Source organism: Mesorhizobium sp. M0701, assembly GCF_040320365.1.
Taxonomy (GTDB): domain Bacteria; phylum Pseudomonadota; class Alphaproteobacteria; order Rhizobiales; family Rhizobiaceae; genus Mesorhizobium.
The window spans coordinates 1-22,132 of the sequence record NZ_JAMYPO010000016.1 but is presented as its reverse complement, the minus strand read 5'-3'; the positions used below and the strand labels follow the sequence as shown (position 1 = coordinate 22,132).

Here is a 22,132-nt window from a genome sequence, read left to right as displayed (position 1 = left end):
GAGCGCGGCAACGAGCATTTGCAGAACGGTCGATTGGGCCAGACCGGCGGTGCGAAAATCCGGCTATTTCAGCGCGGTAACCAGGTCGGCGTCGGGAAAGCAGGTAGCGGAACGGCCGTTGCTGGCCTGCCATTTGCCGATCGAGCGGCGCGTCTTGAAGCCAGGCAGGCCGTCGGCGCTGCCGACATCGTAGCCCTTGGCTTCCAGCGCCCGCTGCAGGGCGGCGATGTCGGAGCGGTAGAGCCCGCCCACCGCGCCCCAATTGCCCGAGAAATTGCTGTCGCCATGGGCGATGCGATCGGCGCCATGGCCGATGAACAGGGCATAGAGATCGCTGGTGTTATACTGCTTCAGCACATAGAAATTGGGGGTGACGATGAAGGCCGGGCCGCTACGCCCGGCCGGCATCAAAAGAAAGCCCTCGGCTTTCAGTTCGCTCGCCGGGAACGGTTTACCCGACACTCGCCTGATGCCCGTATCAGCCCATTGGGAAATCTTCTTGCCCTGGTCCGGACCTTCGAGCGAGCACGAGACGCTGTCCGGCACAGTCACCTCGAAGCCCCAGCCGCGGCCCCTGACCCAGCCATAATGGACGAGATAATTGGCGATCGATGCCAGTATATCGGGCGTCGAATTCCAGATGTCGGTGCGGCCGTCGCCGTCGAAATCGACGGCATGCTTGAGGAACGATGTCGGCATGAACTGCGGCTGGCCAAGCGCGCCTGCCCAAGACGATTTCATCGCGCCGACCGGGGCAAGCCCGCGCTCGACGATCTCGAGCGCAGCCAAGAGCTCGGTGCGGAAGAATTCCTTCTTGGTCGACATGAACGCCTTGGTGCCCAGCACCTCGAAGGCGTCATAAGGCATCTTCGCCGCGCCGAAGCCGCTCTCGCGGCCCCAGATCGCCAGCAGCACTTCGCCAGGCACGCCGTAGCGTTTCTCGATCGCGGCAAGAGTCCTAGCGTTGGTCGCCTCGCGGGTGCGGCCGCCGGCGGTCACCGCTCGGACTATCTTTTCAGCGAAATAGGCGCCCGGCGAACCGAATTCGGCCTGATGCTGCTTCTGCGGCGTCGTCGCCTTCTCGCCCGGCTTCACCAGGTCGGGCAGTCTGAGGTTCGGCTTGACGCCGTCGAAAGCGGCATCGAAGGTTTTCCTAGAGATGCCTTTGGCCTTGGCTTCGGGCCAGAGGTCGTTGCTGAGCCAGGCGTGGAACTGGTCGTCGATTTTTGCGGCGGAGGCGGGAGTGGCGAGGATCAACCCAAGTAGGGCTGCTAGAAACGAGAGGCAGGCTAGTGTGCGAGCTCGGCGTTCTGTCGCGCCCCCCTCTGTCCTGCCGGACATCTCCCCCACTTGGGGGTGTTTGGACCGGAGACATCGCGAACAGGTGTGCGAGGACATCGCGAACAGTTTGGCGCGCTTTGGACAGAGGGGGGCGCGAAGGAACGCAGTCATCTCAAGAGCACCCTTCCCCCAACCTGCTCAAAACACTGTCCGCGACTTCAGTGCTGCGGCCAGCGTACCTTCGTCGAGATAATCGAGTTCGCCGCCGACCGGAACACCGTGCGCCAGGCGCGTCACCTTGATGTCGAAGCCGGAAAGCTGGTCGGTGAGGTAGTGCGCGGTGGTCTGGCCCTCGACCGTGGCGTTGACGGCGAGGATCACTTCCTTGACCTCGCCACCGGCGACGCGATCGACCAGCGAACGGATGTTTAGCTCATCAGGACCAATGCCGTCGAGCGGCGACAGCGTACCGCCGAGCACATGGTAGCGCACGTTCATGGCTGTCGCCCGCTCCAGCGCCCAAAGGTCGGCCACGTCCTCGACGACGATGAGCGTAGTGGGGTCGCGGCGGGGGTCGGTGCAGATCATGCATGGATCCGAGGTATCGACATTGCCGCAGGTCGAGCAGATGCGCACCTTGTCGACCGCCTCGCCCATGGCGGCGGCGAGCGGCGCCAGCAGCTGTTCCTTCTTCTTGATGAGGTGGAGCGCGGCGCGGCGTGCCGAACGCGGACCGAGCCCCGGCACCTTGGCCAGCAGCTGGATCAGGCGTTCGATCTCGGGACCGGCGATTCGCTTCGACATCGCACCGGTTTAGGATTTTTCCGCACGCTTTGGAACTCTGCTGAGGCGGGCGACCGGGCAATCGCTTCAGGCTTGAATTCGCCCGTCACCCTTGTCCGGGCGTTGGCGCTGCCCCTCACCCGCCTGCCGGCGACCTCTCCCCGTATAGTGACGGGGAGAGGAACGCTCTTATCGACGGTTTCGCCAATCATCATCGTTGCAGAATGTACGCCAGGATTGCGGCCGTCCCCCTTCTCCCCGTCACTATACGGGGAGAAGTGCCCGGCAGGGCGATGAGGGGCGGCGCCGACTCCACGTATTTGTCCGAAGCGACTGCAAGCCACTAGGGCCCTCAGTTTTCTTCCAGTGGCCGGGTCTGGCCGGCGATCATCGCGCCGATGGCGTCGGTGTTCTCGGGCGTCGCCTCGAACGACATTGTCGGCTCTGCCGGCGCTGCCTCGAAGGAGGTGACAGGCCGTGCGCTCGCGGTCCCACCGAAACGGGCCGCATCGGGCTCCTGCATTGGTTCTTGCAGCGCCACCAGCACCGGCTTCTCCTGGGTGGGCTTCTCTGGGGCCGCCCTCTCCGGGGTCGCCATCCCGGCAGTCACCCTTGTCTGCTTTGCCGGCTGCGATGCGGCGGCGGTCACATAGGTCGCCTTGGCGAATGTCGGCTTGACCTCGCGAGCCGGCTCCGCCGAGGCGACAAGTATGGCCTGAGCGGCAGGCGCTTGCGGCTTGGCCTGGGCCATGGCGACCACCGGTTCGTCCGGCAGCGGCTGCCAGTTGCGGCCGCGCTTTTCATAAAAGGCATTACCGCCGGCGACCATGGTGTAGTGCATGTTCCTGTAGGGGAAGCGCAGGCCGGCGGTGTGGAAATACATGGTGTTCTTCAGCTTGGCTTTGCGCTCGCCCTTGAGCACCGCCTCGGCGGCCTCCTCGACGTCGGGCATCGCCTTCGAATTCATCGGCCGTGTCATGACGCCCGGCGCGAACTGGCCGCGCTCGCCGACGACCTGGCAGATGGTGTTGCCGTGATTGCCGGACCGCAGCCGGTTCATCACCACGGTGCCGACCGCAATCATGCCGTCACGGCTGGAGCGGTTGGACTCGAAGAACATCGCCCGCTCCAGGCATTCCTTTTCCTTCGGCGTGGAATTGTAGGAGCGCGAGCTCAGGAAATTCGGCGTAATAGCATCGGTCAGGCTGGACATGCCGTGCGAGGCGGTCTGACTGCAAGCGGCCAAAAACAGCGGCGAGATAACGACGCCGAGCCGCAACGGCGTCTTCCATCGGGTAGAGATCAACAGGTGTCCCCTCAATTCTGCTGCCAGCCCGCCCCTGGTTGCGGCAAGAATGAGACACTTTCAGGCAAAAAGATGGCTAAAGCGTTATTAAGTGTGGGGCGTTGCCCAATAGACACAGCTGGCGGTAGAGCGAGCACTGGGCCGCTGCACTCTTCGGCCACTGTAACGGCATACGATTGACTAGCGCGTCGCGTTCGACCGGCCTCATGCGACGCGCTTTAGGTTCTTGTTTTGATGCATGTCGTTATCGCAAAACCGCTGCACACTTTTGCGCGACATGCACTAGCCTTAGAACGGCAGTTTCATTCCCGGCGGGATCGGTAGGCCCGCGGTCAGCGCCCTGGTCTTCTCCTGCATGATCTGCTCGACCTTGGTCCTGGCGTCGTTGTGGGCAGCGAGAAGCAGGTCCTCGAGAATCTCGACCTCGTCTTCCTTGAACAGCGACGGGTCGATCTTCAGCGACTTCATCTCGAATTTGCCGGTCAGCGTCACGCTGACCAGGCCGCCGCCGGCCTGCCCGGTGGCTTCCAGCGTGGCGATCTCATCCTGCATGGCCTGGAACTTGGCCTGCATTTCCTTTGCCTTGCCCATCATGCCGAGAAGGTCTTTCATCGCACTGTCCTTTGCAGCTGGTCCTGGTTGTTCAGGTTTCGTCGTCGTCGGCCGGCGGCTCGACCGGCACTTCGGCCTCGTCGGCTTCCGGCGCGTCGGGAATGCGCACGTCGATGATCTTGGCACCGGGAAAGCGCGCCAGGATGGCGGCGACCGTCGGGTCGCTCTTGGCATCGAGGAAGGCGTTTTCGCGCTTTGTCGATTCCAGCTCGGCCAAGGTCTGGCCGCCCTCGTCCTTCGACAGCGACACCAGCCAGTTGCGGCCCGTCCAGGCGCGCAGCTTGGCGGTCAAATCATTGAGCAACATCTTCGGCGCATCGTCGGTCAGGCTGACGTCGATACGACCGGGCTCGATGCGCACCAGGCGCACGCAACGCTTCACCAGCACCTTGAAGGCCATGTCGCGCTGGACGTCGGCAAGGGCGACAATGTCGGCCAGCGATTTCACCGGCACCGGCGGCGCCTCGACCGCCGGCTCCGGCGGAGCAACGAAGTTGGTCGGCACGGGCTCGGCTTCGACCAGGCGCATCGTCTCGACCAGGCGCATTGTCTGGGCGCCGCCATTGGCCGTCGGCATCCGCGCCTGCGCCACGGCGCCGGCACCACCGCTTGCAGGCGCATGGTTTGCCGGGCCGGGGCTTGCCGGCGTGCCATTCACGCGCGGCGCAGCGCCCGGCAGGGTACCGCCGTTCTCCAGCGATTTCAGCGCCTCGTCCAGCGTCGGCAGGTCGGCGGCATGGGCCAGCCGGATCAGCACCATCTCGGCGGCGCTGACCGGGCGGTTGGAGGTCTGCACCTCGGGAATACCTTTCAAGAGCATCTGCCAAGTCCGCGACAGCACCTTGACCGACATCGTGCTGGCGAAATCGGCGCCGCGCCGGCGCTCGTCCTCGGACAGCGAGGCGTCGTCGATGGCAGCAGGCACGAAACGCAGACGGGTGACCAGATGGTTGAACTCGGCAAGGTCGGTCAGCACCGCGGCAGGATCGGCGCCGGTATCGTACTGGGCACGGAATTCGGCAAGTGCGGCGGCGACGTCGCCCTTCATGACATGTTCGAACAGGTCGACGATGCGGGCACGGTCGGCAAGGCCGAGCATGGCGCGCACCGCTTCGGCGCTGACCGCGCCGCCGCCATGGGCGATCGCCTGGTCGAGGATCGACTGCGCATCGCGCATCGAGCCTTCGGCCGCGCGCGCGATCATCGCCAGCGCATCGTCTTCGACTTCGATGCCCTCCAGACCGGCTATCCTGGCAAGGTCGGCCTTGATCATTGCCGCATCGATGCGCCTGAGGTCGAAACGCTGGCAGCGCGACAGGACGGTGATCGGCACCTTGCGGATTTCGGTGGTGGCGAAGATGAACTTGACGTGCGGCGGCGGCTCTTCCAGCGTCTTCAGCAGGCCGTTGAAGGCCTGGTTGGAAAGCATGTGCACTTCGTCGATGATGTAGACCTTGTAGCGCGCCGACACCGGGGCGTAGCGCACACGCTCGATGATGTCCCTGATGTCGTCGATGCCGGTATGCGAGGCGGCGTCCATCTCGATGACGTCGACATGCCGGCCTTCCATGATCGCCTGGCAATGCTCGCCGAGCACGGCAAGGTCGACGGACGGCTGATCGACGGTCGATGTTTTGTAGTTCAGGGCCCGCGCGAGTATGCGCGCGGTCGTCGTCTTGCCGACGCCACGCACGCCGGTCAGCATCCAGGCCTGGGCGATGCGGCCGGTGGCAAAGGCATTGGTCAACGTGCGGACCATCGGCTCCTGGCCGATCAGTTCGGAGAAATTCGACGGTCGGTATTTGCGCGCCAGCACGCGGTAGGCGGCAGGCTTGTCCAATTTCCCGGCCTCGTTTCCGGCTTCGCTCATTCGCCCGTTAAGCTCCAAGGGCTGCCACTGGAGGCGGCCGATTCCTGCGCATAGTTTCGCCCGCACGGCTTGGCGCCGTCAATGTCAGGGCAAAAGGCGAAGAGGCGGGAGGCTGGAACAATGACCCGTTCCGGGCTCGTTAGGGCTGCTTCCTTCCGGACCTGACCCGGTTGGCGAGTGGACCGTCCACCACCAACCTCCCAGCCCCCATATCGGCAATCCGGCGATGAAATGCAAGTGCGGATGATAGGGGCCTTGAGCGACGGCGAAAGCTGAAACCAAAAACCCGCCTCGGCGGGCGGGTCGTTGGTGCGAATAATCACCGAGATTAGTAGCATAGCTGCCGGCACAAAGCAAGAACAAAATGTGGCCGCGATCAAAATCGTCGGCCTCGGCGGGGCAGCGCCAACCTGATGCAATTTGCCCGGGCCCTCACTTCTTCGCGCACAATCAGCGCCGCGACGGCCAATGTTGCTTGCTGCCCCTTGCGGCCCTTCGGAAGCCGCTCTAGCGTCGATGGAGTTCAAAAAACGTCAAAAAGTGAGGGAAACGCCGATGCTGCCGGGCCTCAAGGCCGGATTCACGCTTGACGCCCAGTTGGAAGCCGACAGCGAACAGCTGATGTGGCTCGGCCTGTGCGAATTGCGCGTCATGAACGACCGCCGCTGGCCATGGCTGCTGCTGGTGCCGCAGCGGCCGGGCATCGAGGAAATCCACGACATGACGCCGCTGGACCAGGCGATGCTGACCTTCGAGACCAACATGGTGGCGCTGGCGCTGAAGCGGGTGACCGGCTGCACCAAGATCAACACCGGCGCACTCGGCAACATCGTGCGCCAGCTGCATGTACACGTCGTCGCGCGCTCGGAAGGCGATCCCGGCTGGCCCGGCCCGGTGTGGGGGCACGGCCTGCGCGAGCCCTATCAGCGCTCCGACCTTCGCAAGTTTGCGGAAAAGATCAAGGCAGCGCTATAAGCCTCTCCCGTGTCCACCTTGAACCTTCCCGAGTCTGCATGAGCTTTCGCCTGTTTGACGCGCCCTTGCGCGAGCCGAGCCAGTTCGTCGGCTTCGCCGGCAACATTATCGACCGGCAGTCCGAAAACCGCGCCGACGATTCCGTCGAAAAGGCACTCGCCGATCCCTCGGCGCGGCTTTTGCTGATGCGTGGCGGCCGGCTCTATTTGAAGCTTGCGCAAGGCGCATTCGACCCCTGGTTCGGGGTGGCCGAATGCCGGCCGCTCGAAGCATCGCTCGAAAACGGCGTCCTGCTCGGTTTTTCCGAAAGCGGCCCGGTGCTGGCGGTGCCGGCCGGGGTCGAGCCCGAGCAGCTTCCCGAGACGATCAAGGCGATCGACTATCGCTCGGTCTATATGCAGGGGCTGATCGACGAAGCGGCGGCCGGCGCGCTGGCGCAAGGGGCGGCGCTGCTCGCCTGGCATGCCAGCCATCGCTTCTGCAGCAAATGCGGCACCGAAGCCGAGATGCGGGCGGGCGGTTACAAGCGGCATTGCCCGGCCTGCGGTACGGAGCACTTTCCGCGCACCGACCCGGTAGCGATCATGCTGACGGCAACACGCGAAAAATGCCTGCTCGGCCGCGGCCGGCATTTCGGGCCCGGCATGTATTCGGCGCTCGCCGGTTTCATCGAGCCGGGCGAGACGATCGAGGCGGCGGTGCGCCGCGAAACGCTGGAGGAAGCCGGCATCCGGCTAGGCCGCGTCGTCTACCACGCCAGCCAGCCCTGGCCGTTTCCCTATTCGCTGATGATCGGCTGCTTCGGCGAACCGCTCAACGACGATATCCAGCCCGACCTCAACGAGCTGGAAGATTGCCGCTGGTTCTTTCGCGACGAGGTGCTCTCGATGCTGGCCCGCGAGCATCCGGGCGGCCTGGTGACGCCGCCGAAGGGGGCGATCGCCTATAACCTCATCCGCGCCTGGGCTGACAGCGCGTGACACGAAGACATCGCAGGAGCAAAAAATGATCCGTCACACCGTCGTGTTCACGCTGAAACACCCGCCGCATTCGCTCGAGGAAAAACGGTTCCTCGCCGACGCCAAGAGGATTCTCACGGCGATAAAGGGCGTCACGCATTTCGAGCAGTTGCGGCAGGTCAGTCCCAAGAACGACTACCGCTTCGGCTTCTCGATGGAGTTCGCCGATCAGCGGGCCTATTCCGGCTACAACGACCATCCCGACCACGTCGCCTTCGTCCGCGACCGCTGGATCCCGGAAGTCGAGGCGTTTATGGAGATCGACTACGTGCCGCTCGGCTGGGGCTGAGACTGGAAAGCGGCGCTCTAACAAATCAATACCCGGCGTCGCGATCCACCACATTTTCCAGCGCTTCGCCGCGCTCGAAAGCATCCATCTGACGCAGCATGATCGGCGCCAGGTGGACCGGATCGGAGGTTGCCGCCGCGTGCGGCGTCACGAACACTTTGGGGTGGCTCCATAGCGGGCTGGTCTTCGGCAGCGGCTCGACCTCGAACACGTCGAGGCTGGCTTCCTTCAGCGTGCCGTCGTCCAGCGCGCGCAAAATGTCGGCGTCCTTCTGCAGCCTGCCGCGCCCGGCATTGATCAGCACTGAGCCGCCGAGGCCGTTGCGCTTCCGCAGCTCCTTCAGCACGCCGTGGTTGATGATACCGTGCGTCTCTGGCGTCAGCGGCAGCAGCACCACCAGGATATCGGTGGCGTTGAGGAACGGGATCAGGCCGGCCTCGCCCGCGTAAGTCGAGACACCTTGCATCGGCCGATCGCTGCGCGACCAGCCATTGACGGGAAAGCCGAGCGACAACAGCACCGATGCCGCCGCGCGGCCAAGCGTGCCGAGCCCCATAATGCCGACCGAGATGTCGCTGGCCGGCCGCTGCTGCGGTTCATGCCAGAGCTTCTTCTGCTGCTGGGCGCGGTAGAGCATGCCTTGGCGATGGTGGTCGAGCACCCGCCAGACGACGTATTCGGTCATGTACTGGGTCAGGTTGTCGGCCACCACCTTGACGACCGGTACGTCGGGCAAGGTGGGATCGGCGAAGATGTGGTCGACGCCGGCGCCGATCGAGAAGATGGCGCGCAGATTGGGCAGCGACGACAACAGGTTCGGCCGCTGTTTCCACACCACAGCATAGGTAATCGAGGGATCGCCGGCACCATTCGGCTCGAGCACCACCTCGCGCTCCGCCGACAGCAGTTCGCGCCAGCGCAGCGGATGAATACCGGTGAGGGCAAGCAGGATGCGGCCTTTTTCCATTGCGGATTGTTTTTCCCTTTTTACCAACAGCGTTCGAGTCCCGACGCGCAAGGCGCGGCAGCGTTTTGATTTTGTGCATGATCTCTGGCGAAAATCTACTCGCTGACGATGCCGACCGGCGCCGTTTCGATCTTGAAGGCGGCCGAGATCAACGCCTTTGTATAGTCGGTCCGCGGGCTGCCGAAAATCTGTTCGGAAGGACCGGCCTCGACGATCCTGCCGTTGCGCATGACGATGACTTCGTTGGCGAGCGCGCGGATGACCCTCAGATCGTGGCTGATGAAGAGGTAGGCGAGGTCGTGCTTGGCCTGCAGGCTGCGCAAGAGGTCGACGACCTGCGCCTGCACGCTCATGTCGAGCGCCGAGGTCGGCTCGTCCAGCATGACGAAACGCGGGTTGAGCACCATGGCGCGCGCGATGGCGACGCGCTGGCGCTGGCCGCCGGAGAATTCGTGCGGATAGCGGTTGCGCGTCGCCGGATCGAGGCCGACTTCCCCGAGCACGTCGACGACTCTGCTGTCGCGCTCATCGGGCGACAGCTTCGGCTCATGGATCTTCAACCCTTCCTCGATGATCTCGGCGACCGACATGCGCGGACTGAGCGAACCGAACGGATCCTGGAAGACGATCTGCAACGCGCGCCGCAACGGCCGCATTTCGTTGAAGGACAGCTGATCGATGCCGCGTCCGTTGAACTGGATGGTCCCGGTCGACGAGATCATCCTGGCCAGCGCCAGGCCGAGCGTCGTCTTGCCTGAGCCGGATTCGCCGACGACGCCGAGCGTCTGGCCGGCCCGCACGGTGACGTCGATGCCGTCGACCGCCTTCACATTGTCGACGGTGCGCCGGAAGAAGCCCTTCTTGATCGGAAACCAGACCTTGACGTCCTTGCCGACCATCACCGGCTTGGCGGCCTGGTTGGCCGCCGGCGGCTTGCCTTTCGGCTCGGCGGCAAGCAGATGCCGCGTGTAGGCGTGCTGCGGATTGGCGAATATCTCCTTGGTCGGGCCGGTCTCGACGATCTTGCCCTTGGTCATCACGCAGACCCGGTCGGCGATCTTCCTGACGATGCCGAGATCGTGGGTGATGAACAGCATCGACATGTTCTTGCGGCTTTTCAGGCCGGCGAGTAGCTCGAGGATCTGCGCCTGGACGGTGACGTCGAGCGCCGTCGTCGGCTCGTCGGCGATCAAAAGTTCAGGCTCGTTGGCCAGCGACATGGCGATCATGACGCGCTGGCGCTGGCCGCCGGAAAGCTGGTGCGGATAGGCGTCGAGCCGCTTCTCCGGCTCGCGGATGCCGACCTCGCGCAGAAGTTCCAGCGTGCGCGCCTTGGCTTTGCGATCCCCCAGGCCCTGATGCAGCTTCAATACCTCGACGATCTGCTGCTCTATCGTATGCAGCGGGTTGAGCGAGGTCATCGGCTCCTGGAAGATCATGGTGATCTTGTTGCCGCGCACGCGGCGCAGGTCTCTCTCGTCGGCGGCAAGCAGGTCGGCGCCGAGGAACAGGATCTTTCCCGACGGGTGGCTGGCGGTCGGATAGGGCAGCAGCTTCAGAACCGACAGCGCGGTGACCGACTTGCCGGAGCCGGATTCGCCGACCAGCGCCACCGTCTCGCCCTTGGCAAGGTCGAAGGAAATATGGTCGACGGCCATCGACTGGTCGCCGGCTTGCGTGAAGGCGACGCTGAGATCCTGGACCGAAAGCAGCGGGGTGTCGGTCATCTGAACGTCTTGCGCGGATCGAAGGCGTCGCGCGTGGCCTCGCCGACGAAGACCAGCAGCGACAGCATCAGCGAGATGACGACGAAGCCGGAAATGCCGAGCCATGGCGCGTTGAGATTGCGCTGTGCCTGCTTCAGCAACTCACCCAGCGAGGCGGCGCCGGGCGGCAGACCGAAGCCGAGATAGTCGAGCGAGGTCAGCGTCGAGATCGAGCCGCTGAGCAGGAAGGGCAGGAAGGTCAGGGTCGCCACCATGGCGTTGGGCAGCAGATGCCGGAACATGATGGTGATGTTGGAGACGCCGAGCGCGCGCGCCGCGTTGACATATTCGAAATTGCGGGCGCGCAGGAACTCGGCCCGCACCACGCCAACCAGTGCCACCCAGGAGAACAGCAGCATCAATCCGAGCAGGATGAAGAAGCCAGGCGGCAGGATGGCGGCGACGATCAAGAGCAGGTACAGCACCGGGATGGCCGACCAGATCTCGATGAAACGCTGGAACAGGAGGTCGGTCCAGCCGCCGAAATAGCCCTGCAGAGCGCCGGCCGCCACGCCGATCAGCGCCGAGCCGGCAGTCAGGATCAGGCCAAACAGCACCGAGATCCTGAAGCCGTAGATGACGCGCGCCAGCACGTCGCGGGCCTGGTCGTCGGTGCCCAGCCAGTTCCAGTTGCCGACGTTGCAATTGGGGTCTGCCTCGCCTTTCGGATACTGGTTGCAGCGCGTCTTCTTGTCGTAGAGCCAGGACGGCTTGGTCGGTGCTGCTTCGGGAATAGCGTTGTTGACGGTCTGGTAGGAGTAGCGCACCGGCGGCCAGACCATCCAGCCATTGGCGTTGATCTCGTCCTGGATCACCGGATCGCGGTAGTCGGTGACGGCATAGAAGCCGCCGAACTTCTCCTCGGGATAAGCGACCAGGACCGGAAACAGGATCTCGCCCTTGTAGGAGGCGATGATCGGCCTGTCGTTGGCGACCAATTCCGAAACCAGCGACAGCACGAACAGGAACAGGAATATCCACAACGACCAGTAGCCGCGCCGGTTGGACTTGAAGTTCTGCAGGCGCCGCTGATTGAGCGGCGACAGAAAGGGCCGCGCGATCCGAGCCGGCGCCGTTTCGGCCATGGTCCGCGCCATCAGACGTCTCTCCGCTCGAAATCGATGCGCGGATCGACCCAGGTATAGATCAGGTCGGACAAAAGCCCGACGAACAGGCCAAGCAGCGAGAAGATGTAGAGATTGGCGAACACCACCGGGTAATCGCGCTGCACCACCGAGTTGAAGCCGAGCAGGCCGAGGCCGTCGAGCGAAAATATGTTCTCGATCAGCAGCGAGCCGGTGAAGAAGGCCGAGATGAAAGCACCGGGAAAACCGGCGATGACGATCAGCATGGCATTGCGGAAAACGTGGCCATAGAGCACCTGCCGCTCCGACAGGCCCTTGGCGCGGGCGGTGACGACATATTGCTTGCGGATTTCCTCGAGGAAGGAATTCTTGGTGAGCAGCGTCGTCGTGGCGAAGGCCGACAGCACCAGCGCGGTCAGCGGCAAGGTCATATGCCAGAAATAGTCGACGATCCGCTGCGGCCAGGACAGCTGGTCCCAATTGTCGGAGGTGATGCCGCGCAGCGGAAACCAGTCCCAGAACGAGCCGCCGGCAAACAGCACCATCAGCAAGATGCCGAACAGGAAGCCCGGAATGGCGTAGCCGACGATGACGACGCCGCTGGTCCAGACGTCGAAAGTGGAGCCGTCCTTGACCGCCTTGCGGATGCCGAGCGGGATCGAGATCAGGTAGGATAAAAGCGTGATCCACAGCCCGATCGAGATCGACACCGGCATCTTTTCCAGGATCAGGTCGAGCACTGAGATGTCGCGGAAGTAGCTGTCGCCGAAATCGAAGCGGAGATAGTTCCACAGCATCATGCCGAAGCGCTCGAGCGGCGGCTTGTCGAAGCCGAACTGCTTCTCCAGCTTCTTGATGAATTCCGGATCGAGCCCTTGCGCGCCGCGGTATTTCGAGCCGACGTCGCCGGCGACGTCGACATTGGCGCCGCCGGCATCGCCGCCGCCGCCGCCGAGGCGATCGCTGCCGCCCTGGTTGGTCAGCCTGGCGATGACCTGCTCGACCGGCCCGCCCGGCGCGAACTGGATGACGGCGAACGACACCGCCATGATGCCGAACAGGGTCGGGATCATCAAAAGGATGCGGCGCAGTATATAGGCGCCCATCAGGTTCCCTGCCTCGCTTGTGCAAAAATCTCAGGCTTTGCCAATTTTTGCCGCCTTGTCTTTGTCGAACCACCACAGCGTCTCGACCGGAAAGTCGTAATCCGGCTTTTGAGCGGGAAAGCCGAACATGTCCCAGAAGGCTGCCCGGTGATTCGCCAGATGATATGTTGGAATCCAGTCTAGCCGCGCGCGCAAGACCCGATCGAGCGCGTTGAGCGCTGTGACGAGTTCGATCCGGCTCTGCGCCTTGCCGGCTGCCTCGATCAGCGCGTCGATGGCTTTGCTTTCCGTGCCCGGATAGTTGCGCATCCCCGGCGTTTTCGCCATCCGGGAAGCATAGAGGATCTCCAAACCATCGGCGGTTGGCGTCGCTCCGATCGACCATGCGAGCATGTTGAAGTCGAAGTCGAAATTGCTCTGCCGCGCTTCAAACTGCGCCGAATCGACTTGGCGGACCGAAGCGTCGATGCCGATCGCCTTCATATTCTCGGACCACGGAAGGAAGATGCGAACGAGGCCATCGTCCTCGGCCAGCATTTCCACCCGCAGCCGGTCGCCCTTTTCATTGACGAGGAAATTGCCCGTTCGCTTCCAGCCGGCTTCCGCAAGCAGTCTCGAAGCCTCGCGCAGCAGCTTGCGGTCGTGGCCCGAACCGTCAGAGACGGGTTGCATCACCGGATCGCCGAAGGTCTCCGGCGGCAACTCGGCTCGAAACGGCTCCAGCAGTTTCAATTCCTGGGGTGAGGGTAGGCCCTTGGCCTTGTAATCCGACCGCTCGAAGTTCGATTGCGAACGCTCGTAGGAGTCGAAAAACAGAACCCGCCTGGTCCATTCGAAGTCGAAGCAATAGGCGATTGCCTGTCTCACGCGAATGTCGCGGAACTGCGGACGGCGCTGATTGAATGCGACAGCCTGCATGGATGGCGTTTTCTCGCCGGGAAATTCGCGTTTGACGACCCTGCCATCCTTCAGCGCTGGAAAGTCGTAGCCGGTCGCCCATACCCGCGCGGTGAACTCCTCGCGAAAATGCGTATCCCCTTTCTTGAACCCTTCAAAGGCTGCCTGGCGATCAAGGTAGAAATCGATACGGATACGGTCGAAATTGTAGCTGCCGCGGTTCACGGCCAGATCGCGGCCCCAATAGTCGGCGACGCGTTCATATTCGATGGTCTGCCCGGCCACCACCCGCCCCACTCTGTACGGTCCGGAACTGAGCGGTGGGGTCATCGTCGAGGCGTCGAAATCATTGGCCGTGTAGAAAACTTTGGACACGATCGGCATTACGACGATGGCGAGGATATTCTGCGCGGACTGCTGGCCGTTGAAGGTAAGGCTGACTGTAAGCGGATCGATTGCGGCCGCATCCGTCATATGCCGCAGCGCTTGGGAAAGGTTCGGGTGTCCTCGGTCTTTGTAGAGGTTCAATGCGAAGACAACGTCCTCAGCCGTCAGCGGCGAGCCGTCATGAAAGCGCGCTTGTGGCCGCAGGCTGAAGCGGAAGCCGTTGCGGTCCTGCGACAAGGTAACGGATTCGGCAAGCAGGCCGTAGACCGCATCCGGCTCATCGACTGCCCTTGCCATCAGGGAATCGAAGCAGAGCTCGGTGCGCGGCGGCGAATCCCCTTTCAACACCAGCGAGTTCAGCGTGTTGAAAGTCAGGAAGCTCTGATTGAGGGTGGAGTTCGGCGGGGCGAAATTCATCCGGCCGCCCTTGGGAGCGTCCGGATTGACATAGTCGAAATGCGCGAAATCCGGAGGATATTTGAGATCGCCGAAGGCCGACAGGCCGTGCAGTTTCACGCCGGTCGGGATCGTGGCGAAAGCCCGGCCGGGCAGCAGCGCCGCGGCCGCGGCGGCACCGCCCAGGGCGAGGAAGTCGCGACGGGGCAGCACCGCCATCAATTGCCACTCTTGTATTTGGCCGCCAGCGCCTTTTCCTTGACCGGATCGATCCACCAGGAATTCTGGTCGACGCCGCTATAGGCGGGCTGCTTCTCCGGCATACCGAACTTGTTCCAGTAGGCGAGCCAGACCACGGCACGGTAATATTGCGGCACGACATAGTAGTTCCACAGCAGCACCCGGTCGAGCGCATGGGTGGCGGCAACCAGATCGTCGCGGTCGGTGGCAAAGATGATGCGGTCGACCAGCGCATCGACGACCGGATTCTTGATGCCGGCGTAATTGCGCGACGCGGGCGTATCGGCAGCCTTGGAGCTCCAGAAGTCGCGCTGTTCGTTGCCGGGAGAGTCCGACTGGCCAAGTTGCCCTATGATGACGTCGTAATCGAAATGCTTGACGCGGTTGATGTACTGGGTCTGGTCGCTCAGGCGCAGTGTGGCGTCGACGCCGATTTTGCGCAGATTGGCGATATACGGGCTGGCGATGACCTGGTCGGTGTCGTTCCAGCCGAGGATTTCGAATTTGAATGGTTCGCCAGTCTTGGCGTTGACCATCTTGCCGCCCTTGATCACCCAGCCCGCCTTGGCGAACAGATCGACCGCGGTCTTCAGATATTTGCGCTCCGCCTGCGGGGTGTCGTAGACCGGCAGCTTGAATTCCTGGGTGAAGACTTCAGGCGGCAGCTTGTCGCGGTACTGCTCGAGGATTTCCAGTTCCTTGCCTTGCGGCAGGCCGCTCGACGCCAGTTCAGTGCCCTGGAAATAGCTGCTGGTGCGGGTGTTGGATCCGAAGAACAGGGTCCGGTTCATCGTCTCGAAGTCGAACGGATACATCAACGCGGCGCGCACCAGGCGATCCTGGAACAGCGGGCGCCTGGTGTTGAGCATGAAGGCCTGCATCGGTTCGGGCGACGCGGTCTTGAATTCCTTCTTGATGACGTCGCCGGCCTGAACTGCCGGGAAATTATAGGCCGTGTTCCAGCGCCTCGAACTGTTCTCCGGCTTGATGTCGTCCAGCCCGCCCTTGGTGAAGGCCTGCCAGGCGGCATTGTCGTCGAGAAAATAGGTGAAACGCTGCCTGTCGAAATTCTCGCGGCCGATTTTTACGGGCAGCTTGGCCGCCCAGTAATCGGGCACGCGCTGCCAGATGATTTCGGAGCCAGGCTTGAAGCTGGCGATCTTGTAGGCGGCGGAGCCGAGCGGCGGCTCCTGCGTCGGCTTTGTGACGTCGCGCTTCTTGCCGTTGGCGTCGGTGCCTTCCCACCAGTGCTTGGGCAGCACAACGAGATCGCCGATGATCTTCGGTAGCTCCCGGTTGCCCTTCTGGCTGAAGTGGAATTCGACCTCGCGGTCGGACACCGCGACGGCGTCGGTGACGTTTTCGAAATAGCGGCTGTACATCGGGCTGTTGGCCTTCAGCACCTGGAACGACCAGATCACGTCCTCGGTGGTGATCCGCTGCCCGTCATGCCATTTGGCCCGTGGATCGAGCCGGTAGGTCGCCGAGGAATAGTCGGCCGGATATTTGTAGCCGTCGGCGATCAGCGTATGGCTGGTGCTGCCCTCGTCCGTCGCCTGCTCCATCAGCGTGTCGTAGAGCAGGCCGCCGCCGAACTGAGCGAAGCCGGCGGCCGGCGAACCCTGCACGATGTAAGGATTGAAGCTGTCGAACGTGCCGAGCACCACCGAGTTCACTGTGCCGCCCTTCGGCGCATCCGGATTGACGTAATCGTAGTGCTGGAAATTGTCGCCGTATTTGGATTCGCCGATCAGCGACGAGGTCGTGCGCCATTCGTCCGCGAAGGCCGCCTGCAGGCCGCCGGCAAAAGCAGCCAGCATCAGCACCGATTTCAGAAGCGTCCGCGCTCGGCCAACCGTCATGCGTTCTCCTCTCGCGATATAGCGCCGTCACCATAGCGTCTGGGCCCAATCTAGATCATTTGGCGGCGCTGAAAACCGCAACCGAGCGGCTTTGTCGTCGCTTATGCATTTTTCCTAACGAAAAAGCCGGGCTGAACCCGGCTTTTTCAAGGATTATGTCATTACGGTTTTGTTATTTTGCGGGTGCGGCCGGAGCGGCTGGCGCCGCGCCTTCTGCCGGCTTGGCAGGGGCCGCACCTTCGGCCGGCTTGGCGGGCTCATTTTCGGCCGAGGCGCCGGGCGCCGGCAGCGGCTTCGGATTGTCCGACAGCGTGCGCAGATAGGCGATGACGTTGGCGCGGTCCTCATCCTTGGGCAGGCCGGCGAAGCCCATCGCGGTGCCCTTCACGAACTTCTTCGGCGAGGTGATGAAGTGGTTGAGATTGTCGTAGGTCCACTTCTCGCTGCCGCCCTTGGAGAACTCCTTCATGCCGGCCGAATAGGCAAAGCCCTCATGCTCGGCGACCGGACGGTCGACGATGTCCCAGAGATCGGGGCCGACCTTATTGGGGCCACCCTTTTCGCCGGAGTGGCAAGCCTGGCATTTCTTGAAGATGGCGGCGCCCGCTTCGGCGTTGGCAGTGGTCAGCAGCTCGGCAATCGGCTTCACGGCCGCGGCGGGAGCGGCCGGGCCGCCTTCGGCGGGCTCGGTCGCCTCGATGGCGAAGCCGGGCTTTTCCGGCGCCGGCGAGGCAAACAGCGCGTCGGACACGATGCCAACGGAAAAGACGATGAACACGGTTCCGAGGAGACCGGCGAGCAGCTTGTTGACTTCGTTGGAATCCATACGCCCCAGGCTCCCTTTCCGGCGGACCGATCCGTCCACTCCGTCCGTCGGTATCGTGATCCACCCGGTGGAACCGGCCAAATCGCGCGGAAACTAGGTCTTTTGCTCCGGCGTTGCAACACCTATAAGGGCGCTGCCAGTGAGACCTTTTGCCACTTTGTCCTCCTCTTTTTCGAGCCCCTGCCCGCCTCATGTCCACGCTCATCCTGATCCCGGCCCGCATGGCCTCGACGCGCCTGCCGGGCAAGCCGCTCGCCGACATTGCCGGCACTCCGATGATCGTCCACGTCGCCCGCCGTGCTGCCGAGGCCGGGCTCGGCCGGGTGGTCGTCGCCACCGATACGCAAGGCGTTGCGGAGGCGGTGCGCGCGCATGGTTTCGAGGCGGTGATGACGCGGGCGGGCCACGAAACCGGTTCCGACCGCATCTTCGAAGCGCTGACCATTCTCGACCCTGGCAACAGCGTCGAGACCATCGTCAATGTGCAGGGCGATCTGCCGACCATCGACCCCCTTGTTATCGGCGCCGCGCTGAAGCCTTTCGAGAACGCAGCGGTCGATATCGCCACGCTCTGCGTCGAGATCGTCCGCGACGAGGAAAAGACCAATCCGAACGTCGTCAAGCTGGTCGGCTCGCCACTCTCGACGACGCGGCTCAGGGCGCTCTATTTCACCCGCGCCACCGCGCCCTGGGGCGAAGGCCCGCTCTACCATCACATCGGCCTCTATGCCTATCGCCGCGCCGCACTCGAACGCTTCGTTGCGCTGAGGCCGTCGCCGCTGGAGCGCCGCGAGCGGCTGGAGCAATTGCGGGCGCTGGAGGCCGGCATGCGCATCGATGCGGAGATCGTGCAGTCGGTGCCGCTTGGCGTCGATACGCCGGACGATCTCGAACGCGCCAGGGCGCTCCTTTCCAACTAAGAAATTCTTCCCCCAATTCCCGAGACTCTGCGCATGCCTGAAAAGACCAACAAAATATCCTTCCAGGGCGAGCCGGGCGCCAATTCCGACACCGCCTGCCGCAACATGTTCCCGTCGATGGAGCCGTTGCCGTGCCCGACCTTCGAGGACGCCTTCAACGCCGTCGAGACCGGCAAGGCCGATCTGGCGATGATTCCGATCGAGAACACCATTGCCGGCCGCGTCGCCGACATCCATCACCTCTTGCCGGAATCGAAGCTGCACATCATCGGCGAATACTTTCTGCCGATCCACTTCCAGCTGATGGTGCTGCCCGGCGTCAGGCGCGACGAGATCAGGACCGTGCACAGCCACATCCACGCGCTCGGCCAATGCCGCAAATACATCCGCAAGAACGGCTGGAAGGCGACGGTGGCCGGCGACACCGCGGGCGCCGCCAAGATGGTCGCCGCGATGAAGGACCGCACCATGGCCGCGCTGGCGCCGGCGCTGGCCTCGACCCTCTACGGGCTCGACATCATCGAGGAGAATGTCGAGGACACCGACAGCAACGTCACCCGCTTCGTCGTGCTGACCAAGAACAAGCAATGGGCCGAACGTCCCTCGGCCGACGCCAGGATGATGACGACCTTCATCTTCCGCGTCCGCAACGTGCCGGCGGCGCTCTACAAGGCGATGGGCGGCTTCGCCACCAACGGCATCAACATGACCAAGCTGGAAAGCTACCAGCTCGGCGCGTTTACGGCGACGCTGTTCTACGCCGACATAGAGGGCCATCCCGACGATCCGCTGGTGAAGCTGGCACTCGACGAGTTGCGCTTTTTCTCGCGTGAAATGCGCATTCTCGGCGTCTATCCCGCCAGCGCGTCGCGCGAGCAGTGGAAGGTAGCGGATTAGGATCCGGTCAGGTCAGGCCGAGCTTGTTCTGCTTGGCCGGCTTGCCGCATTCGCGCCGGCTGATCGAACGGTTCATGGCGTCGATCTTGCCGCTTGCCTGGTCGGCTTCGCGTTTGGCTTTCGAGCGCATATCCGGCGTGAACGGGCCAAAGCCCGTCGCCGGATTGGAGAAGGACGGCTTGGCGTCCACCGGCAAATGATATTGCTGCGCCAGGCCGTTTCGTCGCGCCAGCAATTGATCGCAAGGCACCTTGTCATATAGCAGCGAGGACTGGACGTTTTCGTCCTGCCGTTCGGACATCGAATTGCCGACGCAGCCGGCCATCGCCAGGCAAGATGCCAAGACCATCATGTTCCAGCGCATGAACGTGCTCCTTGTCGTTCGCAGCTGCGGCTTCTCATGCGCAGCGGCAGGAGTCTTAGCCAGATTTTACGCTGCCGGAAAGCAAGCTTGCCAGTACGGCCAGCCCTTCGACCGGTTCGCGGCGATCCTGCCGGATGATCGTTGCCTGCAGCGACAGGATCGAAAAGCCGTCGGCATCCAGAACCCGCTCTACATAGCCTTGCGAATGCGCGTAGCGGCGCGACGGCTGCAGGGCGAAGCCGGCGCTGTCAGACGATTCTCCGCCCGGGAGCGTTTCGACGGAGAACGCAAACAGACCGCCGCCGGCAAGCATTCCGGCAATCTTGTTCACCACCTTGTCGAGTGCGCCGACATAGATGAACACATCGGCCGCCGTCACCAGATCGGCTTTCGGGCCAGAATAGCAAAAATCCTGCAGGTCCGTCTTGACGAGCAGATCGTAGACGCCTTTGGCGTGCGCCTGCCTCAGCATGCCGGCCGAGATGTCGTAACCCTCCAGCCGATCGGCGATCGGCCGCAGCTTCTGGCCCATGAGGCCGGTGCCGCAGCCGAGATCGAGCGCCAGCGAAAACCGGCCCGGCCGTGCTGCCTGGATGGCGCGGTCGAGGCATTCGGGCAGACGGTAGCCGAGCCTGTCGACCAGCTCACCCTCGAAGCTCCCGGCATAGTGGTCGTAAAGCGTCTCGACAAAGGCGATGGGCGGCGCCTGGGCCGCCGCTGCCCTGCCGATCAATTGCAGCTTGAGCACCGCGCCGAGCCTGTCCGCCGGGTCGAGCCGCAGCGCCGTCATCCAGGCCTGCGCGGCGAGATCGCGCGCGCCTGCCGCCTCCTGCATCTCGCCGAGACGGAACCATCCGGCCGCCCAGTGCGGCGTCAGTTCGAGCGCGCCGCGCAGCAATTCCGCCGCTGCCGCATGATCGCCGGATGCATAGAGCATTTCGGCATAGTCGGCGCGGCGGTCGGCATTCAAATCGCCGGACGAGGTCTGGAGCGGTTTCATGGCGATCGGGTTCCGCCGGGTGTTTGCAGCCGGCTTGCGCTCTATGCTGGAGTCAGCAGTGACTTACAACAGGCTTCCCGCGCCGGAATTAGCGCCTATCTTGGGGCCATGCGCGCCAGCGACCTGCTTCATCCCCGGCCGGAAGGGCTGTATTGCCCGCCCGGCGATTTCTTCATCGACCCGGTGCGGCCGGTCAACCGGGCGCTGATCACACATGGCCATTCCGACCATGCCCGCTCCGGCCACCGCTCGGTGATGGCGACGCAGCAGACGCTCGACATCATGGGGCTGCGCTACGGCGACAGTTTTGCCGGAACGACGCAAGCCGCCGTGCTCGGCGAGACGATTGCGCTTGGCGGTGTGGCCGTCAGCTTTCACCCGGCTGGTCATGTGCTTGGCTCGGCCCAGATCAAGGTCGCGCATCAGGGCACATGCATCGTCGCGTCCGGCGACTATAAACGCCAGAAGGACGCGACCTGCGAGCCGTTCGAGCCGCTCAAATGCGACGTCTTCATCACCGAGGCGACGTTCGGTCTGCCGGTGTTTCGGCATCCGCCCGATACCGAAGAGATCGCCCGGCTGCTGAAATCGACCGAGCAGTTTCCCGAGCGAACGCATCTGGTCGGCGCCTATGCGCTGGGCAAGGCGCAGCGCGTCATGCGGCTGCTGCGCGATGCCGGCTACGAAAAGCCGATCTACATCCACGGCGCTCTGGCCAAGCTCAGCGAGTATTACCAGAGCCAGAATATCGATCTCGGCACATTGGAATCGGCGACCGTCGAGACCGGCCAAAAAAGCGACTTTGCCGGCGCCATCGTCGTCGGCCCACCATCCGCCTTCGCCGATCGCTGGGCGCGGCGTTTTCCCGATCCGATGTCGTGCTTCGCCTCAGGCTGGATGCGCATCCGCCAGCGCGCCAAGCAGGGCGGCGTCGAGCTGCCGCTGATCATCTCCGATCACTCCGACTGGGACGAGCTGACGGCGACGATCAAGGAGACCGGCGCGGAAGAAATCTGGGTGACGCATGGCCGCGAGGAGGCGCTGGTGCGCTGGTGCGAACTCGAAGGCATCGCCGCCAGGCCGCTGCATCTGGTCGGCTACGAGGACGAGGGCGATTGATGGTGTTTTTGGATCCAGCAATCGCCGGTGCGGCGCTCTACGGCGCCCCCCTCTGGCCTGCCGGCCATCTCCCCCTCAAGGGCAGGGCTATCGCATATGAGTGATGGCATTGATGAGATAGTCGTCGTTCCAGGCGCATTTCTTGATGCGATGGCTGATGGGAAC

20 protein-coding genes and 1 other RNA gene are annotated in these 22,132 nt (G+C 63.4%); 6 read left to right on the top strand and 15 right to left on the bottom strand.

The annotated features are described in order from the left end of the window. Positions 1-63: 63 nt before the first annotated feature. The 6 genes from NKI24_RS17175 to ffs all read right to left on the bottom strand — a co-directional run bounded on the left by NKI24_RS17175 (position 64) and on the right by ffs (position 6,053). The gene (locus tag NKI24_RS17175) at positions 64-1,341 is read right to left on the bottom strand and encodes a lytic murein transglycosylase (protein ID WP_352746890.1); all 1,278 of its coding nucleotides are present in this window, start codon (positions 1,339-1,341) and stop codon (positions 64-66) included. Between the two features lie 138 nt (positions 1,342-1,479). Continuing rightward, positions 1,480-2,085 carry a recombination mediator RecR gene (recR, locus tag NKI24_RS17170; RefSeq protein ID WP_023676872.1) on the bottom strand — a complete coding sequence of 202 codons (606 nt, stop codon included), beginning with the start codon at positions 2,083-2,085 and terminating at the stop codon, positions 1,480-1,482. Between the two features lie 331 nt (positions 2,086-2,416). Further along, on the bottom strand, positions 2,417-3,370 hold the full coding sequence (locus tag NKI24_RS17165; protein ID WP_352746887.1) for a cell wall hydrolase: 954 nt from the start codon (positions 3,368-3,370) through the stop codon (positions 2,417-2,419). Between the two features lie 288 nt (positions 3,371-3,658). Further along, a complete protein-coding gene (locus tag NKI24_RS17160; protein ID WP_023676870.1) occupies positions 3,659-3,982 on the bottom strand; it encodes a YbaB/EbfC family nucleoid-associated protein in 324 nt (107 codons plus the stop codon). 31 nt (positions 3,983-4,013) lie between these two features. Further along, positions 4,014-5,852: a DNA polymerase III subunit gamma/tau gene (locus NKI24_RS17155; RefSeq protein ID WP_352746884.1), complete on the bottom strand. Its 1,839-nt coding sequence runs from the start codon at positions 5,850-5,852 to the stop codon at positions 4,014-4,016. A gap of 104 nt (positions 5,853-5,956) precedes the next feature. Next, positions 5,957-6,053: signal recognition particle sRNA small type (ffs, locus tag NKI24_RS17150), an RNA gene on the bottom strand. A gap of 354 nt (positions 6,054-6,407) precedes the next feature. On the opposite strand from ffs, the gene NKI24_RS17145 reads away from it, so the two are divergent. The 3 genes from NKI24_RS17145 to NKI24_RS17135 are packed head-to-tail and all read left to right on the top strand — an operon-like array spanning position 6,408 to position 8,135. Next, the gene (locus NKI24_RS17145; RefSeq protein ID WP_352448577.1) at positions 6,408-6,827 is read left to right on the top strand and encodes an HIT family protein; all 420 of its coding nucleotides are present in this window, start codon (positions 6,408-6,410) and stop codon (positions 6,825-6,827) included. A 38-nt stretch (positions 6,828-6,865) separates the two neighbouring features. Beyond that, positions 6,866-7,807 (top strand): NAD(+) diphosphatase, encoded by a 942-nt coding sequence (nudC, locus tag NKI24_RS17140; RefSeq protein ID WP_352621955.1) that lies wholly within the window; start codon positions 6,866-6,868, stop codon positions 7,805-7,807. A 25-nt stretch (positions 7,808-7,832) separates the two neighbouring features. After that, positions 7,833-8,135 carry a Dabb family protein gene (locus NKI24_RS17135; RefSeq protein ID WP_023676866.1) on the top strand — a complete coding sequence of 101 codons (303 nt, stop codon included), beginning with the start codon at positions 7,833-7,835 and terminating at the stop codon, positions 8,133-8,135. Between the two features lie 25 nt (positions 8,136-8,160). Here the strand turns inward: NKI24_RS17135 and NKI24_RS17130 are convergent, their stop codons facing one another. The 7 genes from NKI24_RS17130 to NKI24_RS17100 form a co-directional block, all read right to left on the bottom strand. Beyond that, positions 8,161-9,102, bottom strand: a complete 942-nt coding sequence (locus NKI24_RS17130; protein WP_352746880.1) for a 2-hydroxyacid dehydrogenase — start codon at positions 9,100-9,102, stop codon at positions 8,161-8,163. A gap of 95 nt (positions 9,103-9,197) precedes the next feature. After that, positions 9,198-10,829, bottom strand: a complete 1,632-nt coding sequence (locus NKI24_RS17125; RefSeq protein WP_352746877.1) for an ABC transporter ATP-binding protein — start codon at positions 10,827-10,829, stop codon at positions 9,198-9,200. Beyond that, positions 10,826-11,965 carry an ABC transporter permease gene (locus NKI24_RS17120; RefSeq protein ID WP_352746875.1) on the bottom strand — a complete coding sequence of 380 codons (1,140 nt, stop codon included), beginning with the start codon at positions 11,963-11,965 and terminating at the stop codon, positions 10,826-10,828. Before NKI24_RS17120 ends, NKI24_RS17125 begins: the two co-directional genes overlap by 4 nt. Beyond that, positions 11,965-13,059, bottom strand: a complete 1,095-nt coding sequence (locus NKI24_RS17115) for a microcin C ABC transporter permease YejB (RefSeq protein ID WP_352448571.1) — start codon at positions 13,057-13,059, stop codon at positions 11,965-11,967. The genes NKI24_RS17120 and NKI24_RS17115 overlap by 1 nt, the downstream gene beginning before the upstream one ends. Positions 13,060-13,089: 30 nt before the next feature. Further along, the gene (locus NKI24_RS17110) at positions 13,090-14,958 is read right to left on the bottom strand and encodes an extracellular solute-binding protein (RefSeq protein ID WP_352746872.1); all 1,869 of its coding nucleotides are present in this window, start codon (positions 14,956-14,958) and stop codon (positions 13,090-13,092) included. Next, positions 14,958-16,841: an extracellular solute-binding protein gene (locus NKI24_RS17105; RefSeq protein ID WP_352746869.1), complete on the bottom strand. Its 1,884-nt coding sequence runs from the start codon at positions 16,839-16,841 to the stop codon at positions 14,958-14,960. Before NKI24_RS17105 ends, NKI24_RS17110 begins: the two co-directional genes overlap by 1 nt. Positions 16,842-17,013: 172 nt before the next feature. Next, the gene (locus NKI24_RS17100; RefSeq protein WP_352746867.1) at positions 17,014-17,667 is read right to left on the bottom strand and encodes a c-type cytochrome; all 654 of its coding nucleotides are present in this window, start codon (positions 17,665-17,667) and stop codon (positions 17,014-17,016) included. Between the two features lie 191 nt (positions 17,668-17,858). Between NKI24_RS17100 and NKI24_RS17095 the strand changes: the two genes are divergently transcribed. Further along, positions 17,859-18,587 (top strand): 3-deoxy-manno-octulosonate cytidylyltransferase, encoded by a 729-nt coding sequence (locus NKI24_RS17095; protein ID WP_352746865.1) that lies wholly within the window; start codon positions 17,859-17,861, stop codon positions 18,585-18,587. 33 nt (positions 18,588-18,620) lie between these two features. Beyond that, on the top strand, positions 18,621-19,484 hold the full coding sequence (locus tag NKI24_RS17090) for a prephenate dehydratase (RefSeq protein WP_023717847.1): 864 nt from the start codon (positions 18,621-18,623) through the stop codon (positions 19,482-19,484). A 7-nt stretch (positions 19,485-19,491) separates the two neighbouring features. Here NKI24_RS17090 and NKI24_RS17085 read toward each other — a convergent pair whose 3' ends face one another. Both NKI24_RS17085 and NKI24_RS17080 read right to left on the bottom strand, forming a co-directional pair. Further along, a complete protein-coding gene (locus NKI24_RS17085; RefSeq protein WP_352746862.1) occupies positions 19,492-19,848 on the bottom strand; it encodes a hypothetical protein in 357 nt (118 codons plus the stop codon). Between the two features lie 55 nt (positions 19,849-19,903). Continuing rightward, complete coding sequence (locus tag NKI24_RS17080; RefSeq protein ID WP_352746859.1) at positions 19,904-20,848, bottom strand: class I SAM-dependent methyltransferase; 945 nt, start codon at positions 20,846-20,848, stop codon at positions 19,904-19,906. 108 nt (positions 20,849-20,956) lie between these two features. Here NKI24_RS17080 and NKI24_RS17075 point away from each other — a divergent pair, with 108 nt between their 5' ends. Beyond that, positions 20,957-21,967, top strand: coding sequence for a ligase-associated DNA damage response exonuclease (locus NKI24_RS17075; protein ID WP_352746857.1), 1,011 nt, complete (start codon positions 20,957-20,959; stop codon positions 21,965-21,967). Positions 21,968-22,132 lie beyond the last annotated feature (165 nt).